The organism is Achromobacter pulmonis, assembly GCF_021733725.1.
GTDB lineage: Bacteria > Pseudomonadota > Gammaproteobacteria > Burkholderiales > Burkholderiaceae_B > Achromobacter > Achromobacter pulmonis.
This window is the reverse complement of record NZ_JAIFOT010000001.1, coordinates 2,058,035-2,073,937: the sequence shown is the minus strand read 5'-3', so window position 1 is coordinate 2,073,937 and position 15,903 is coordinate 2,058,035. Positions and strand designations below refer to the sequence as shown.

The 15,903-nt window shown below is 67.6% G+C and carries 18 protein-coding genes; 10 read left to right on the top strand and 8 right to left on the bottom strand.

Annotated features, from left to right (window positions below; genetic code table 11):
• Nucleotides 1-53: 53 nt before the first annotated feature.
• On the bottom strand, nt 54-1,217 hold the full coding sequence (gene metK, locus K2W61_RS09585; protein WP_175133728.1) for a methionine adenosyltransferase: 1,164 nt from the start codon (nt 1,215-1,217) through the stop codon (nt 54-56).
• Between the two features lie 202 nt (nt 1,218-1,419).
• Between metK and K2W61_RS09580 the strand changes: the two genes are divergently transcribed.
• The 5 genes from K2W61_RS09580 (at nt 1,420) to xerC (ending at nt 5,958) form a co-directional block, all read left to right on the top strand.
• Complete coding sequence (locus K2W61_RS09580; protein ID WP_419761597.1) at nt 1,420-2,358, top strand: lysophospholipid acyltransferase family protein; 939 nt, start codon at nt 1,420-1,422, stop codon at nt 2,356-2,358.
• Between the two features lie 44 nt (nt 2,359-2,402).
• Complete coding sequence (locus K2W61_RS09575) at nt 2,403-3,293, top strand: lysophospholipid acyltransferase family protein (protein ID WP_175133726.1); 891 nt, start codon at nt 2,403-2,405, stop codon at nt 3,291-3,293.
• Nucleotides 3,294-3,355: 62 nt separating this feature from the next.
• Nucleotides 3,356-4,267, top strand: a complete 912-nt coding sequence (gene dapF / locus K2W61_RS09570; protein ID WP_175133725.1) for a diaminopimelate epimerase — start codon at nt 3,356-3,358, stop codon at nt 4,265-4,267.
• Between the two features lie 4 nt (nt 4,268-4,271).
• Nucleotides 4,272-4,949, top strand: a complete 678-nt coding sequence (locus K2W61_RS09565; RefSeq protein WP_175133724.1) for a DUF484 family protein — start codon at nt 4,272-4,274, stop codon at nt 4,947-4,949.
• Nucleotides 4,950-4,956: 7 nt separating this feature from the next.
• Nucleotides 4,957-5,958 (top strand): tyrosine recombinase XerC, encoded by a 1,002-nt coding sequence (gene xerC, locus K2W61_RS09560; RefSeq protein WP_272909285.1) that lies wholly within the window; start codon nt 4,957-4,959, stop codon nt 5,956-5,958.
• 9 nt (nt 5,959-5,967) lie between these two features.
• Here the strand turns inward: xerC and K2W61_RS09555 are convergent, their stop codons facing one another.
• From K2W61_RS09555 to K2W61_RS09530, 6 genes are read right to left on the bottom strand one after another with little or no spacing between them, the layout of a single operon-like run.
• Nucleotides 5,968-7,113, bottom strand: a complete 1,146-nt coding sequence (locus tag K2W61_RS09555) for a nickel/cobalt transporter (RefSeq protein ID WP_236755504.1) — start codon at nt 7,111-7,113, stop codon at nt 5,968-5,970.
• Nucleotides 7,104-7,787 (bottom strand): DUF1007 family protein, encoded by a 684-nt coding sequence (locus tag K2W61_RS09550; RefSeq protein ID WP_236755503.1) that lies wholly within the window; start codon nt 7,785-7,787, stop codon nt 7,104-7,106. The genes K2W61_RS09555 and K2W61_RS09550 overlap by 10 nt, the downstream gene beginning before the upstream one ends.
• Nucleotides 7,748-8,734, bottom strand: coding sequence for a metal ABC transporter substrate-binding protein (locus tag K2W61_RS09545; RefSeq protein ID WP_236755502.1), 987 nt, complete (start codon nt 8,732-8,734; stop codon nt 7,748-7,750). Before K2W61_RS09545 ends, K2W61_RS09550 begins: the two co-directional genes overlap by 40 nt.
• Nucleotides 8,735-8,752: 18 nt before the next feature.
• Nucleotides 8,753-9,619: a metal ABC transporter permease gene (locus K2W61_RS09540; RefSeq protein ID WP_175141022.1), complete on the bottom strand. Its 867-nt coding sequence runs from the start codon at nt 9,617-9,619 to the stop codon at nt 8,753-8,755.
• Complete coding sequence (locus K2W61_RS09535; RefSeq protein WP_236755501.1) at nt 9,616-10,338, bottom strand: metal ABC transporter ATP-binding protein; 723 nt, start codon at nt 10,336-10,338, stop codon at nt 9,616-9,618. Before K2W61_RS09535 ends, K2W61_RS09540 begins: the two co-directional genes overlap by 4 nt.
• A complete protein-coding gene (locus K2W61_RS09530) occupies nt 10,335-10,505 on the bottom strand; it encodes a hypothetical protein (protein ID WP_236755500.1) in 171 nt (56 codons plus the stop codon). Before K2W61_RS09530 ends, K2W61_RS09535 begins: the two co-directional genes overlap by 4 nt.
• A 176-nt stretch (nt 10,506-10,681) precedes the next feature.
• Between K2W61_RS09530 and K2W61_RS09525 the strand changes: the two genes are divergently transcribed.
• From K2W61_RS09525 to hslU, 5 genes are all read left to right on the top strand, one after another.
• Nucleotides 10,682-11,179, top strand: coding sequence for a Fur family transcriptional regulator (locus tag K2W61_RS09525; RefSeq protein WP_236755498.1), 498 nt, complete (start codon nt 10,682-10,684; stop codon nt 11,177-11,179).
• 334 nt (nt 11,180-11,513) lie between these two features.
• On the top strand, nt 11,514-12,641 hold the full coding sequence (locus tag K2W61_RS09520; RefSeq protein ID WP_175133716.1) for a CobW family GTP-binding protein: 1,128 nt from the start codon (nt 11,514-11,516) through the stop codon (nt 12,639-12,641).
• A 127-nt stretch (nt 12,642-12,768) separates the two neighbouring features.
• Nucleotides 12,769-13,233 carry an RNA polymerase-binding protein DksA gene (dksA, locus tag K2W61_RS09515; RefSeq protein WP_056327244.1) on the top strand — a complete coding sequence of 155 codons (465 nt, stop codon included), beginning with the start codon at nt 12,769-12,771 and terminating at the stop codon, nt 13,231-13,233.
• Nucleotides 13,234-13,396: 163 nt separating this feature from the next.
• Nucleotides 13,397-13,936, top strand: coding sequence for an ATP-dependent protease subunit HslV (gene hslV / locus K2W61_RS09510; protein WP_175133715.1), 540 nt, complete (start codon nt 13,397-13,399; stop codon nt 13,934-13,936).
• Between the two features lie 73 nt (nt 13,937-14,009).
• On the top strand, nt 14,010-15,344 hold the full coding sequence (gene hslU / locus K2W61_RS09505; protein WP_175133714.1) for an ATP-dependent protease ATPase subunit HslU: 1,335 nt from the start codon (nt 14,010-14,012) through the stop codon (nt 15,342-15,344).
• 154 nt (nt 15,345-15,498) lie between these two features.
• Here the strand turns inward: hslU and K2W61_RS09500 are convergent, their stop codons facing one another.
• Nucleotides 15,499-15,804, bottom strand: coding sequence for a copper-binding protein (locus K2W61_RS09500; RefSeq protein WP_175133713.1), 306 nt, complete (start codon nt 15,802-15,804; stop codon nt 15,499-15,501).
• Nucleotides 15,805-15,903: the final 99 nt, after the last annotated feature.

The following is a 15,903-nucleotide window of genomic DNA, read 5'->3' as shown; positions in this document are numbered from 1 at the left end:
CAACGTTCAGGGGTCAGTTCAAGCCGCGGCTTTTTCTGCCGCGGCAGTACGCTTTACAGCGCCTTCTTCAGTTCCTGGACCTTGTCCGTGGCTTCCCACGAGAATTCCGGCTCGGAACGGCCGAAGTGGCCATACGCGGCGGTCTTGGTGTAGATCGGGCGCAGCAGGTCCAGCATGTTGACGATGCCCTTCGGACGCAGGTCGAAGTGCTCGCGCACCAGCTTGGCGATCTGGTCGTCGGGAATGACGCCGGTGCCTTCGGTGTAGACGGTGATGTTGATGGGTTCGGCCACGCCGATGGCGTAGCTGACCTGCACCTGGCACTGGCGCGCCAGGCCGGCGGCCACGATGTTCTTGGCCACGTAGCGGGCGGCGTAGGCGGCCGAACGGTCGACCTTGGACGGATCCTTGCCCGAGAACGCGCCGCCGCCGTGCGGGCACGCGCCGCCGTAGGTGTCGACGATGATCTTGCGGCCGGTCAGGCCGCAATCGCCTTGCGGGCCGCCGATGACGAAGCGGCCGGTCGGGTTGACCAGGAACTTGGTCTTGGGCGTGATCAGGCCTTCGGGGAAGCTGGGCTTGATGATGTCTTCGATGACCGCTTCGCGGATGGTCTCTTGCGTGACTTCCGGGGCGTGCTGGGTCGACAGCACCACGGTGTCGACTTCCGCCGGGCGGCCGTCGACATAGCGGAAGGTCACCTGCGACTTGGCGTCGGGACGCAGCCACGGCAGGCGGCCGTCCTTGCGCAGTTCGCTCTGGCGCTGCACCAGGCGGTGCGCGTACCAGATCGGCGCCGGCATCAGGTCGGGCGTTTCGTCGCAGGCGTAGCCGAACATCAGGCCTTGGTCGCCCGCGCCCTGGTTCAGGTAGTCTTCCGAGCTGCGGTCCACGCCCTGGGCGATGTCGGGCGACTGCTTGTCGTAGGCGACCAGCACCGCGCAACCCTTGTAGTCGATGCCGTATTCGGTGTTGTCGTAGCCGATGCGGCGGATCGTGTCGCGCGCGACCTGGATGTAGTCGACGTTGGCGGTGGTGGTGATTTCACCAGCCAGCACGACCAGGCCCGTGTTGCACAGGGTTTCCGCCGCCACGCGGGCGTTGGGGTCCTGGGTGAAGATGGCGTCCAGAATCGCGTCGGAAACCTGGTCGGCTACCTTGTCGGGGTGCCCTTCGGAAACGGATTCGGAAGTGAAGAGAAAGTCGTTGTTGGCCACAGATGCGTCCTTTGGTGTCCGGCAAGGCCGGAACGTAGGTTCACGGGCGCGTTGCACCCCGGACTGCATGAAATACGCTGATCTGGGCGCGACGCTTTAGCGGATTTGGCAAGCGACGCAGACGCGCCGTAACCTTGCCGTCGCCCCGCAAGTTGTCGGTTAACTCGGCGACGGGTCGATTTTAAGCGAAAATGCGGGTCTCATGCTTGCGCCACGGGTGGGGTCTTTCCCCCGAGCACCAGCATTACCATGCCCGATATCGCTCATTTGCCGCATGCTGCTCGTCTTATTTCGCCTGTTCGCTTCTCTGCCCCTGCCCGTCGCGCACGCGCTCGGGCGCGTGCTCGGCCGCATCGCCTATGCCTTTCCGGGTAAGTACCGGCGCCGCCTGCGGGCCAACGCGACCCAGGCCGGCTACCCGGACGCGGCCTTCGCGCGCCGGGCGGCCGGCGAGGCCGGCGCCATGATCCTGGAGATGCCACGGGTCTGGTTCCGCAATGAACAAAGCCTGGCCCAGGTCGTGTCGGACGACAACGCGGTGGTGCAAGCCGCCCGTGCCGAAAACCGCGGCATCCTGTTTCTGACCCCGCACCTGGGCTGTTTCGAGATCACCGCGCGCTACCTGGCCCGCCTGATGCCCATGACAGTGATGTTCCGCCCGCCGCGCAAGGACATCCTGGCGCCGCTGCTGGAAACCGCGCGCAACAGCTCGGCCGTCAACGCCGTGCCCGCCACCATGCAGGGCGTGCGGGAGTTCGTGCGCGCCCTGCGGCGCGGCGAATCGGTCGGCATGCTGCCGGATCAGGCGCCGGGCGTCGGCGACGGCGTCTGGGCGCCATTTTTCGGACGAATGGCCTACACCATGACCCTGCCCGGCAAGCTGGCCACCCAGACCGGCGTGCCGATCATCCTGACCGCCGGCGAACGCCTGCCCGGCGGCCGCGGCTGGCGCATCCATTATGTGCGGGTGCCCGAGCCCTTGCCCGCCGATCCCCAGGCCCAGGCCGCGCTGCTCAACGCCGCCATGGAAACGCTGATCCGCCGCTGCCCGCAGCAGTATCTCTGGAGCTACAACCGCTACAAGACCCCGCGCGGCGCCCCGCCCGCGCCCGCCGAGGACACGGACGCCGCGTCCCGCTGACGCCGCCGCAGCCCCGCCGCCCTGGTCTTATGCCCAATCTACCCATGAACGAATCGAAAACGCGCACGCTGGTCAACCTGCTGAAATGGTTCGGCCGCATGCGGCCGGCCACCCGGCTACGCATCGGCGCCGCGCTCGGCTGGCTGGCCATGCGCCTGGCCAAATCGCGCACCCGCATCGTGCGGCGCAACCTCGAACTGTGCTTCCCGGACCAGCCCGAGGCGGTGCGCGAGCGCTGGGTGCGCGAGCACTTCCGGGCACTGGCGCAATCCATCGTCGACCGTGGCGTGCTGTGGTACGGCACGCCCGAGGCCATCAAGGATATGGTCACACAGAGCGGCGCCGAACGCATCAACGCGCTGACCGCCCAGGGCCGCGCGGTGATCCTGCTGGCCCCGCACTTCATCGGCCTGGACGCCGCCGCCACCCGGCTCACCATGGAAGTGCCGAGCGCGGCCACCATGTACACGCCGCAAAGCGATCCGCATATCGACGCGGTGGTCGCCGCCGGCCGCGCCCGCTTCAACGAGGTGTTCCTGGTCAGCCGCAAGGACGGCGTGCGCGAACTGATCCGCCACCTGCGCGCGCCGCGGCCGGTGTATTACCTGCCCGACATGGACTTCGGCCGCCAGGGCGCGGTGTTCGCGCCGTTCTTCGGCGTCCAGGCGGCAACGCTGCTGGCCACCGCCCAGCTGGCCAAGAAGTGGGACGCGGCGGTGCTGCCGATCCTGGACTTCTGGAATCCGGAAACCGGCCGTTACCACGCCGAAGTGCTGCCGCCGCTGGAAAACTTCCCCGGCGACGACTCGCTGGAAGCAGCCACCGCGCGCCTGAATCGCGAGCTGGAAGCCTGGGTGCGCCGCTGCCCCAGCCAGTACTACTGGGTGCATCGCCGTTTCAAGACGCGGCCGCCGGGCGAGCCCAAGATCTACTGACGCGACGGCCGGCTCGCGGCAAGAGCAAGCCATCCGGTGACATCGCGGTTTCCCCGGCCAGAATGGGCGATAATCCCCGCATGAACTGGAACTTCACCAAAATGCATGGCGCGGGCAACGACTTCGTCGTCCTGGACGGGGTCCGCCAGGCCATCGACATGACGCCCGAGCGCGCCCGCGCCCTGGGCGATCGCCACTTCGGCATCGGCGCCGACCAGATCCTGCTGGTCGAACGCGCCACCCGGCCCGACGCCGACTTCCGCTACCGCATCTTCAACGCCGACGGCAGCGAGGTCGAACACTGCGGCAACGGCGCGCGCTGCTTCGTGCGCTTCGTGCATGAACAGGGCCTGTCCGACCGCAACCCGCTGCGCGCCGAGATCGCCACAGGCATCCTGGTGCTGGACGAAGGCGACGACGAACAGGTCACGGTCGACATGGGCAGCACCCGCTTCGACCCGGCCGCCCTGCCCTTCGACACCGCCGGCCTGGCCTCGCGCAGCGAAGGCCAGGACACCCTCTGGGAACTGGAACTCGACGTGCCCGCCGGCCTGCCCCGCACGGTGGCCCTGTCGGCCGTGGCCATCTCCAATCCGCACGCGGTGCAAGTGGTGGACAACGTCGACACCGCGCCCGTCGCCATCGTCGGCCCGCTGATCGAAACCCATCCGCGCTTTGCCCGCCGCGTCAACGCCGGCTTCATGCAGATCGTCGACCGCAACAACATCCGCCTGCGCGTGCACGAGCGCGGCGCCGGCGAAACGCTGGCCTGTGGCACCGGCGCCTGCGCCGCGGTGGCGGCGGGCATCCGCCGCGGCCTGCTCGATTCGCCGGTGCGCGTGCAGACGCGCGGCGGCGTGCTGACCATCGCCTGGAATGGCGAACAGCTACGCATGACCGGACCGGCCGAATCCGTCTTCACGGGCCAGGTCGATATCGACAAGCTCGTCTTTTCCATGGCGCTGAACCGCTGACCCCATGACCGATACCGCTTTCACCGCCCACGACATCGCCACGTTCCTGCAGGAGCACCCCGGCTTCTTCGACCAGCACGCGGACGTCTTCGCCACGCTGCAAGTGCCGCATCCGCACGGCTCGCGCGCCATCTCGCTGGGCGAGCGCCAGATCCTCACGCTGCGCGAACGCAATCGCGAACTCGAATGGCGCCTGAACGAACTGGTGCGCAACGCCACCGCCAACGAGACCATCGGCAGCCACATCTCCAAGTGGTGCTGCCGCCTGCTGTCCGAACCGGACCCGCAACGCGTGCCCGGCGAAATCGCCCTGGGCCTGGCCGAGCAATTCGAACTGAACCACGTGGCGCTGCGCCTGTGGAATCTGCCTGAACTGTCCGAAACCGGCTATGGCGAACCCGTCAGCCAGGACCTGCGTACCTTCACCGACAGCCTGAAGACGCCGTACTGCGGCACCGACACCGGCTTCGAGGCTGTCGCCTGGCTGGACGCCAAGCCCAAGTCGCTGGCGCTGGTGCCGCTGCGCCTGGAAGCCGACGGCGCCAGCGTCGGCCTGCTGGTGCTGGGCTCGGACGACCCCGAACGCTTCACCCCCGAGATGGGCACCGCGTTCCTCGACGCCATCGGCCAGCTGGCCTCCGCCGCGCTGCACCGGCTGAGCCCCGCCGCGCCCAAGGCGTGATCGAGCCATGAACACGGGAGCCCCGGAGCACGCCACACAGCGCCCGGCGCCGGACGCTCCCCTGCCCGACCCGATGACCGCCTGGTTGCGCCATCTGGAAAGCAACCGCCGCTATTCCCCCCACACGCTGGACGGCTACCGGCGTGAACTGCGTTTCCTGCTGGAGCTGGCCGAACGCGCCAGATTGCCGCTCGACCAACTCGGCAACGGCCACATCCGCCAATTCGTGGCGCGGCTGCATGCCCAGGGCCGCGGCCCGCGCAGCCTGGCCCGCACGCTGGCGGCCTGGCGCGGCTTCTATCAATGGTGGGCGCCCATGATCGGCCTGGCCGGCAATCCAGTGGCCGGCGTGCGCGCGCCCAAGGCGCCGCGCGGCCTGCCCAAGGCCTTGTCGGTGGAACAGACTCAGGCCCTGCTGGACCGCGCGCCGGCCCGGGTGGCAACCGAGCCGGCCGCGCTGCGCGACCAGGCCATGTTCGAGCTGTTGTATTCCAGTGGCCTGCGCCTGTCGGAACTGGTTGGTCTGGACCTGCGCTACACGCGCTCGGCCGACCATGAATCGCGCGGCTGGCTCAACCTGGACGACGCCGAGGTCATCGTGCTGGGCAAGGGCGGCAAGCGCCGCTCGGTGCCAGTCGGCCAGGCCGCGCTGGCAGCGCTGCGGCGCTGGATCGAGGCGCGGCCGCAACTGGCGCCGCCGGCGGCATCGGCCGACGATGCCGCCGCGCTGTTCCTGGGCGCGCGCGGGCGACGCATCTCGCCGCGCGTGGTGCAACTGCAGTTGGCGCAGGTCGCGCAGGCCGCCGGCCTGCCGACCCACGTGCATCCGCACGTGCTGCGCCACAGCTTCGCCAGCCATGTGTTGCAATCGGCGCAAGACCTGCGCGCCGTGCAAGAGATGCTGGGCCACGCCAACATCTCCACCACCCAGATCTATACCCGGCTCGACTTCCAGCATCTGGCGCGCGCCTACGACCAGGCGCATCCGCGCGCCGGACGCAAGTCCTGAGCGGGGCGCTCAGCCCCCGCCGGCCAGCATGCCGCCCAACAGCAGCACCCCCAGGGCCAGCACGGCCAAGGCGGCCAGCGCTTCCACCGCATAGCGCAGGCGCGCCGCCGCCACGCTCGACAGGCGCGTGCCCAGCGCGTTGGCTGCGCCCCCGGCCGCGACCGCCAGGCAGGCCAGCGCGGCCACGGTGAGGCCCGTGCCCAGGCCCATCGCCAACGCCGAGGCCACCCCCGCCAGGAAAAACCCCTGCGACAACGCGAACACCAGCACGATCAGCGCGCCGCTGCACGGGCGCAGGCCCACCGCGAACACGGCAGACCAGGCGCGGCGCCAATTCAGCGGCCCGGCCATCTGCTCCGCCGGCGGCACGTGGGCATGGCCACAACCGCAGGCGTCGTCATGGTCATGGTGATGATGCGCTTGAGTGTGCGTATGGGCATGGCCCTGATGTCCGGCCTGCGCGCGCGGCGCAACCGCCTGCACCGTGATCGCGCGCAATGCCGCCGCCCCCTTCAAAGCCGGCGCGTCGGCGCTCGCCGCCGCGGCGGGCATGGCCCCATCGGGTGCGGCTGCCGCCCGGGAGGTCCGCCGCCGCCACAATGGCCGGATCGCCTTGACCCACACCAGCCAGACGCCCAGCAACGTCACCAATGCATACGACGCCAACTCCAGCCAGCGCGTTGCCTGGTTCATGGCCGCCGCCGTGGCATTGAACACCACGGCCAACACCGCCACCATCGCGATCGCCACCAGGGCCTGTACCAATGACGACAACAAGGCCAGCAATGCGCCGTTGCGCGCGGTCTGGCGATTGGCCAGCACGTACGAGGAAATCACCGCCTTGCCATGGCCCGGCCCCAACGCATGAAACACGCCATAGGCGAACGACAGGCCGATCAGCAGCCAGCCACCGCCATCGGCCTGCCAGGCCCGCACCGCCGCCGTGAGCTGGCGATAGAAATGGGTCTGCCATACCGACACCTGGCCGAAAAAACTCGCCAGCCAGCCGGGACCGCCAAGCCCCGCGCCGCCGCTCTCGGGCACACCGAAGGGATGCGCGCCCTGCGCCGCGGCCACGCCGCCCCAGGCCAGGACGGCCAATGCGAGCAGCCCCGCGAGCAGGGCCGGCACTCGGCGGCCGCGCGCTACCGGCATTGCACTTCGATACGATGCGTCAGGCCCTTGGTGATGGCGAAAAGCTCCTCGGGCAACGCGTCCGGATCGGCCGGGATTGCGGCCAGTTGCTGCATGGTCTTCCAATCCAGTTCCTTGGGCTTGCGGTAAGCCTGCTTGCAGGCCGCCGCGCCAGGTCCATCCAGCGCGACCGCCCCCTTTTCCTCGAAGGCATAGGCCACGAAATACGTCGGGTCGTAGATGTCGACCTGCGCGCCCGCGGCATCCGCGGCGGCGGGCGCGGCCAGCGGCAGCGTGAAGGCCAGCGCCAGCCGCCCGGTCTTCGGGTTCCAGGTCACGCGCGCATCGCGCGGCGCGGCGAACGCCATGGTCTTGCCGGCGACAGTGACACGCGTGAAATAGTGCGAAATCGGTTCACCCAGCGCCTTCATCCAATCGCGCGCCATGCCCTTCAGGGTGTCATCCGGCAACGTGCCGTCCTTGCCCTTCTTGAGCCCCTGGGTGGCGTAGGCGCCGAACATTTCGTCGAACAGCCAGACCTGCCGCACGGCGGTGACCCGATGCTGTTCGTCCAGGTCGATCACGGCGCGGGCATCGATCCACATGTGGGGATGGGCGCTGGCGGCCGTGGCCGCCAACGCGCCCGCCACGGCGCTCAGGGCCGCAAGGCCGCGGCGAGCTGACGTACGTTCCATTCGAACATTTCCAGATAGGTGGCGCCGGGCTGTCCGGGTTTGGACAGGGCGTCGGAATACAGCGTACCACCCACCTTGGCGCCCGTTTCGCGCGCGATCTGCTGCACCAGGCGCGGACTGGTGATGTTCTCGACAAACACCGCCGGCACCTTGTCGCGCTTGACCTGCTCGATGATGCGCGCCACGTCGCCGGCCGACGGTTCGGCCGCGGTCGAGATGCCCATCGCGGAGATGAACTCGACGCCGTAGGCGTCGCCGAAATAGCCGAAGGCATCGTGCGAGGTGACCACCTTGCGGCGCTCGGCCGCGATCGCGGCGAAGGTCTTGCGGGCGGCCGCATCGGCGGCCTGCAGACGGGCGATATAGGCGTCGGCCCGCTTGCGGTAGGCGTCGGCATGGGCCGGGTCGACGGCCGCCAGGCCATCGGCCACATTGCGCGCGTAGAGCACACCATTGGCCAGGTTCTGCCAGGCGTGCGGATCGACATCGCCATGATGATGGTGGCCTCCTTCCGCGCCATGGGCGTGATCGTGATCATGGTCATGGTCATGGTCGTGATCCTTGTCGCCATGGCCGGCGAACTTGCGCGGCGTCACGCCCTTGGAAGCGATTACGGTCGATCCGGCGAAACCGGATGCCTTGACCAAGCGCGGCAGCCAGGCCTCGAAATCCAGGCCGTTGACGAACAGCACCTTGGCCGCCGCCAGCTTCTTGGCGTCGCCCGGAGTGGGCTCGTATTCGTGGGCGTCGCCGTCCGGGCCGACCAGGGTGTCGAGCCTGATGTCATTGCCGCCGACCTCGCGCACGATGTCGCCAAGGATCGAGAAACTGGCCACGACCGGCAAGGGTTCGGCGGCATGAGCCGCGCCGAAGGTCGCGGACAGCCACAAGCCAGCGGCGGCCAGCAAGGCGCGGCGGCGCGAAAGCGGCAGCAGAATGGAACGCATAGCGAATCTCCTTGGAGTTCAGGCGCGGCGCGATACGCGCCGCGCCCGCAGCAACCCGCCATGCGGGCCGCCAACGATGGAAAACAGGTAGCAAACGCCCGCGGCCAGGATGATGGCCGGCGAGGCGGGCACGTTGAAGTGGTACGACACCAGCAGGCCGGCGATCGAAGCGGCCACGCCGATGGCGGCGGCCAACGGAATCTGGCTGGCCGCCGAACGCATCCAGAAACGGGCGGCGGCGGCCGGCAGCATCATGATGCCGACCACCATGAGCGTGCCCAGTACCTGAAATCCGGCCACCAGGTTCACCACCACCAACACCAGAAAACTCATGTGCACTAAGCCGCCATGACCGCCGCTGGCGCGCAGGAAGCCAGGATCGAGGCATTCGGCCACCAACAGGCGATACAGCGCGGCCAACGCCAGCAGCGTGATGCTGGCAGTCGCCGTCACCAGCAACAAGGCGTCATCGTCCAGCCCCAGCACCGTGCCGAAGAGCACATGCAGCAGATCCATGTTGGAGCCGCGCAGCGACACCAGCAACACCCCCAGGCCCAGCGAGATCAGATAAAAGGCGGCAAAACTGGCGTCCTCGCGCAGCGGCGTCAGGCGGGCCACCAGGCCCGCCAGCAACGCCACCGCCAGGCCGGTGAGGATGCCGCCCAGCATCATGGCGCCCAGCGACAGGCCGGACAGCAGGAAACCCGCCGCCACGCCCGGCAGGATGGCATGCGACATGGCGTCGCCCATCAGGCTCATGCGCCGCAGCACCAGGAACACGCCCAGCGGCGCGGCCCCCAACGACAGGGCACTGGCGCCGGCCAGCGCGCGCCGCATGAAGCCGTAATCGAGAAAGGGCGCCACGACCCATTGCAGCGCCGTCATGCAAAAGCCCTCATATGCCAGTCGCGCGCCGTCCGCAGATGCTCTTCGGTCAGCGCGGCCGCGGTCGCGCCCCAGGCCACCACCGACCCGGACAACAGCAGGCATTGCGGAAAATGCGCGCGCACCAGGTCGAAGTCGTGCAGCACGGCGACCACCGAGCGGCCCTGGCCATGCAGCTCGCACAGCAAGGCCATCAACTCATCGGCGGTATGGCTGTCGACGGCGGCGAAGGGCTCGTCCAGCAGCAATACCGGCGCATCCTGCACCAGCATGCGGGCGAACAGGGTGCGCTGCATCTGGCCGCCCGACAGCGTATCGACGCCTCGGCCAGCCATGTCCGCCAGGCCAACGGTTTCCAGCGCGCTCATGCTGCGGTCGAGTTCCTCGGGGCCATGGCCACGCCAACTGCCGACCCGGCGCCACGCCCCCATGGCCACCAGATCCAGGACCCGGGCGGGAAAGGCGCGGTCCAGCTCGGCCGCCTGCGGCAGCCAGGCCAGCTCGGCGCGGCCGGCGCCGCCGATGTCGACGCGGCCGGACATGGGCCGCAACACCCCCATGATGCCCTTGATCAGCGTCGACTTGCCGGCGCCGTTGGGCCCGACCACCGCCGTCATAGAGCCCGGCTCGAACCGGCCCGAGACCCCGCGCAGGGCCGCATGTCCGTGCCAGCCGAACGAGGCATTGCGCAGTTCGATGGCAACCGGCGCGCGGTTCATCGCGGCCACCAGCCCAGCGCCCAGCCCGTCAGCGCCCACAATGCGAGCGCCGCGGCCAGCGCATAGGCCATGCGGCGCCAGGCGGACACGAGAAAGGCAGAGCGCAAGGCAACGCCAGGACGCGGCGTGGCCTCGGTCCGCGTGGATGGGGTGGAAGACTGGGACATGGAGACGGCGGGCGGCAAGGCAGGGTGAAACGGGGTGGAATGGCCAAAGCTCATTATGTTATATCATAACCAACAGGCTTGAATCGCGGGGTTTCGCCCGCAGCTGGGTGTTTTCTGCTACCTTCCAGGCATCTCGCGCGCGTCGCGCGCGTTCCTTATTCCAGATGAAGCCCGCCATGCCCGCTCCGCCCCGTTCTCCCCGCAGCGACACCGTAGGCGCCCAACTCAGCGTCGCCGAGGCGCTGTGCGAACAGCGTGGCCGCCGCCTGACCCCCATCCGCCGCAAGGTGCTGGAACTGTTGCTGCGCCACGGCCGCAGCCTGAAGGCCTACGAACTGCTCGACGCCATGCGCGAGGTGCATCCTGGCGCGGCGCCCCCCACGGTATACCGTGCCCTGGACTTCCTGATGGACGAAGGCCTGATCCACCGCCTGGACGCCGTCAACGCCTGGAGCGCGTGCCATGACGTCGGCGGCGCGCCGCACGACCTGCTGGTGGTCTGTACCGGCTGCGGGGCGGTCGCCGAAATTTCCGACCCGGCCATGAGCCGCCAGCTCGCCGAGCGCGTTGCGCAAACCGGCTACGTCCTGGCCACCCATGAAACCGAAATCCGGGCCCTCTGCCCCCAATGCCAGAAGCAGCAGCCCGCGGACGCCGGGCACCAACACCACTGACGGTTTGGCGCTGGCGGCAGGCTCTGCCACCGGCGCCCCCGCCCGGGCGCTTGAAATCCGGAAAATCGCCCCAAAATAGGGATATCGCCTGATACTTGACGGCGTACAGCCGCGATCTGGGCGGCTACGGCCCCCGGGTTGGCCCGGGGTTTGCCCCCTGCCCCCGACTGTGCTGTAATCCTGCGTCCGGCCGCGATCCGCGGCCCTCGCAGCCTGTGGCAGTAACATCGGTCGAACGATGTCTGGCAGGCAATCGGCAGCCGCTGCCGCCCCGCCAGATCCCGCGTTTGACCGCCGTGTTTAACCGCCTTTACTTCACGCAAGCAGCTTCGCCATGAACACCCCGCGCAGTTTGGACAAAATGGTTCCCGTCACCATCCTCACCGGCTTTCTCGGTGCGGGCAAGACCACCCTGCTCAAGCGCATCCTGACCGAGTTCCACGGCCGCCGCGTCGCCGTCATCGAAAACGAATTCGGACCGGAAAGCATCGACAACGACCTGCTGGTGCAGGACAGCGATGAAGAAATCATCGAACTGTCGAACGGCTGCGTCTGCTGCACGGTGCGTGGCGATCTGATGCGCACGCTGTCCGACCTGCGCGCCAAGCGCGAGGCCGGCACCCTGAATTTCGAACGCGTCATCCTGGAAACCACCGGCATGGCCAACCCCGGCCCGGTGTGCCAGACGTTCTTCATGGACGACGACATCGCCGAGTACTACCGCCTGGACGCGGTGGTCACGGTGGTTGACGCCAAGCACGGCATGGTGACGCTGGATGAACAGCCCGAGGCGCAGAAGCAGGTCGGCTTCGCCGACCGCATCCTGGTCTCCAAGAAAGACCTGGTCAACGACATCGACTACGAAGCGCTGCGCAGCCGCCTGTTGCGGATGAACCCGCGCGCGCCGATCACGCCGGTCAACTTCGGCGACGTCGACCTGAAGTCCATCATCGACATCAGCGGTTTCAACCTGAACTCGATCCTGGACATCGACCCGGACTTCCTGGCCGACGAACATCCCGACGCTGCCCACGACCACGACCATGACCATCACGACCATGGCCACGATCACGGTCATGACCATCACGGCCACGATCATGATCACGAGGGCGAATGTGGCGCGCACTGCAATCATGCGCATCACCACCACCCCAAGCACGACGATGAAATCGGCGCGTTCGTATTCCGTTCCAACAAGCCGTTCGATCCCGCGCGCCTTGAGGAATTCCTCGGTGGCGTCGTACAAGTCTATGGTTCCGACCTGCTGCGCTACAAGGGCATCCTGTACATGAAGGGCATCAACCGCCGCATGTTGTTCCAGGGTGTCCACATGATGATGGGCGCCGAACCCGGCAAACCGTGGACCGCGGCCGAAAAGCCGTCCACCAAGATGGTCTTCATCGGACGCAAACTGCCCCAGGAGATTTTCACCCGGGGCTTGGAGCAGTGCCTGGCGGGGTGATCCCCTTTTTGGATACGTGACGCGGTGCGACGAAGGCAGTACTGTGAGGTACGAATAGCGTAGGCAGCAAGCACACGGACCGGGAAGACAATCCCGCGCCAGGATCGATTCATAGTGGAGTGTTTTCATGGCTACCAAGGCAGCAACCAAAAAATCAAGCAAGTCGACGAGCGATACGGCGATTGATCTGCCCAGCGAGAAGGAATTGCTGGCCATGCCCGAGTCCGACTACATGAACGATCGCCAACTGGCGTTCTTCAAAGAACGGCTCAAACAACTCGAACAGGACATCCTGGCCAACGCCGGCGAGACCACCGAGCACCTGCGTGAAACGCAATTCGTGCCCGACCCCGCCGACCGCGCCACCATCGAGGAAGAACACGCGCTCGAGCTGCGCACCCGCGACCGCGAGCGCAAGCTGCTGAAGAAAGTGCAACAGTCCATCGCCCGCATCGACAGCGGCGAATACGGCTGGTGCGAGGAAACCGGCGAACCCATCGGCATCCCGCGCCTGTTGGCCCGCCCCACCGCCACCCTGTCGCTGGAAGCGCAGGAACGGCGTGAAATGCGGCAGAAGCTGTACGGCGACTGATCCGTCCCGTTATTCAAGCGCCACACTGAAAGGCTATGCTGGTTTCCAGCATGGCCTTTTTTTTTCTCGCCGCCCACCGGCCGGCCGGTTCTGGCGGTGGCGCCCGGCAAGCCTTGATTTCACCGGCATCGCCCCCAGCTAGTCCTTTCAAAGGAAGGAACGCATGGAACAATTTCACGCCACCACCATCGTGTGTGTCCGCCGCGGCAACCGCGTCGCGCTCGGCGGCGATGGCCAGGTCACCCTGGGCAACATCGTCATCAAGGGCACGGCCCGCAAAATCCGCCGCCTGTACCACGACAAGATCCTGGCCGGCTTCGCCGGCGCCACCGCCGACGCGTTCACCCTGCAGGAACGCTTCGAGGCCAAGCTCGACAAGCACCAGGGCAACCTGATGCGCGCCGCGGTCGAACTGACCCGCGACTGGCGCACCGACCGCGTCCTGCGCCGGCTCGAAGCCATGCTGATCGTGGCCGACGCCGAGCACACCCTGGTGCTGACCGGCAATGGCGACGTGCTCGAACCCGAGTACGGCCTGGCCGCCATCGGCTCGGGCGGGGCCTATGCCCAGTCCGCCGCCCTGGCGCTGCTGCGCAACACCGAACTGGCGCCCGAGGCCATCGTCAAGCAATCGCTCGAGATCGCCGGCGACATCTGCATCTACACCAACCAGAACCACGTCATCGAAACGCTGGGCGACTGACACCCGCCGCGCGGCGCCACTCGCGGCGCCGCGGCATGCCCCCAGCCAGCCTCCGCTTCAAGGATCCGCCCTCATGTCCGCCTCCAACATGACGCCCGGAGAAATCGTCTCCGAACTCGACAAGTACATCGTCGGCCAGAACCGCGCCAAGCGCGCGGTGGCGGTGGCCCTGCGCAACCGCTGGCGCCGCCAGCAGGTGGCCGAGCCGCTGCGCCACGAAATCCACCCCAAGAACATCCTCATGATCGGCCCCACCGGCGTGGGCAAGACCGAGATCGCGCGCCGCCTGGCCAAGCTGGCCAACGCGCCCTTCATCAAGATCGAGGCCACCAAGTTCACCGAGGTGGGCTACGTCGGCCGCGACGTCGACACCATCATCCGCGACCTGACCGAATACTCGATCAAGCAGACCCGCGAACTGGAAATGCGCCGCGTGCGCACCCAGGCCGAGGATGCCGCCGAAGACCGCATTCTCGACGCGCTGGTGCCGCCGCCGCGCGGCGCCTCGGGCGAGCCCGAGCGCGGCGAGGACAACAGCGCCCGCCAGACCTTCCGCAAGCGCCTGCGCGAAGGCAAGATCGACGATCTCGAAATCGAGATCGAAGTGGCGCAGGCCGTGCCGCAAATGGATGTCATGACGCCCCCGGGCATGGAGGAAATGGCCGAGCAGTTGCGCGGCATGTTCGCCGGCATGGCGCGCGACAAGAAAAAACCCAAGAAGATGAAGGTGCGCGAAGCCTTCAAGCTGATCGTCGACGAGGAAGCCGCCAAGCGCGTCAACGAGGAAGACCTGCGCGCCGCCGCCATCACCAACGTCGAACAGAACGGCATCGTGTTCCTGGACGAGATCGACAAGATCGCGGCACGTCAGGAAAGCGGTGGCGCCGACGTCTCGCGCCAGGGCGTGCAGCGCGACCTGCTGCCGCTGGTCGAAGGCACCACCGTCAACACGCGCTACGGGATGGTCCGCACCGACCACATCCTGTTCATCGCCTCGGGCGCCTTCCACCTGGCGCGTCCTTCCGACCTGATCCCCGAACTGCAAGGCCGCTTCCCGATCCGCGTCGAACTCGAATCGCTGACCGCCGAGGACTTCGTGCGCATCCTGAGCGATACCGACGCCTCGCTGACCAAGCAGTACACGGCGCTGCTGGCCACCGAAGACGTGCAGCTGGAATTCACCGACGAAGGCGTGCGCCGCTTGGCCGAACTGGCCTACGAGGTCAACGAAACCACCGAGAACATCGGTGCCCGCCGCCTCTACACCGTGATGGAAAAGCTGCTGGACGAACTGTCGTTCGACGCCACCGCCTCCAGCAACAAGACGGTCAAGATCGACGCCGCTTACGTCAACGCGCAACTGGCCGAAGCCGCCAGCAGCCAGGACCTGGCCCGCTACGTGCTGTAGGCCTCGCCGCCGGCCTCACAACCGGCGGCACCCCGACAAAAGGCCCGCCGCAAGCGATTGCGGCGGGCCTTTTGTCGGCGAAGGCGAGGCCCGCGCCCGACGCGCCCGCAGCGCCTGTCACCATGCGGACGCCCGGCCGGCGCCCGCAGCGCGTTCAATTGGTGATCGCCGTCACCACATATTTGCCATCCTTGCGCTCGGCGGTAAAGCGCACCTTGTCGCCGGCCTTGATCTTGGCCAACAGCGCCGGGTTGGCGTCGTAGACCAGCGTCATGGCCGGCAGGTCCAGCGCCTTGATGGCGTCGTGCTTGATGGTGACCTTGCCCGCGCCCGGATCGACCCGCCGCACCTCGCCACTGGCCTCGGCCTGTTGGGCGAATGCCAGCGGCGTAGCCAGCGAGACGACGGCCATCGCGGTAGCGACGGCCAAGGGCGTTGCGTATTTGCGGTTGAAAGCCATGCGTTATCCTCCGATTGCGACGAAAGCACGATGCCGGCCTGGCAGCCCGCACGCGGTTTCCACAATGCTAGGATACCGCCCTCATGCAATAGTTTCCCG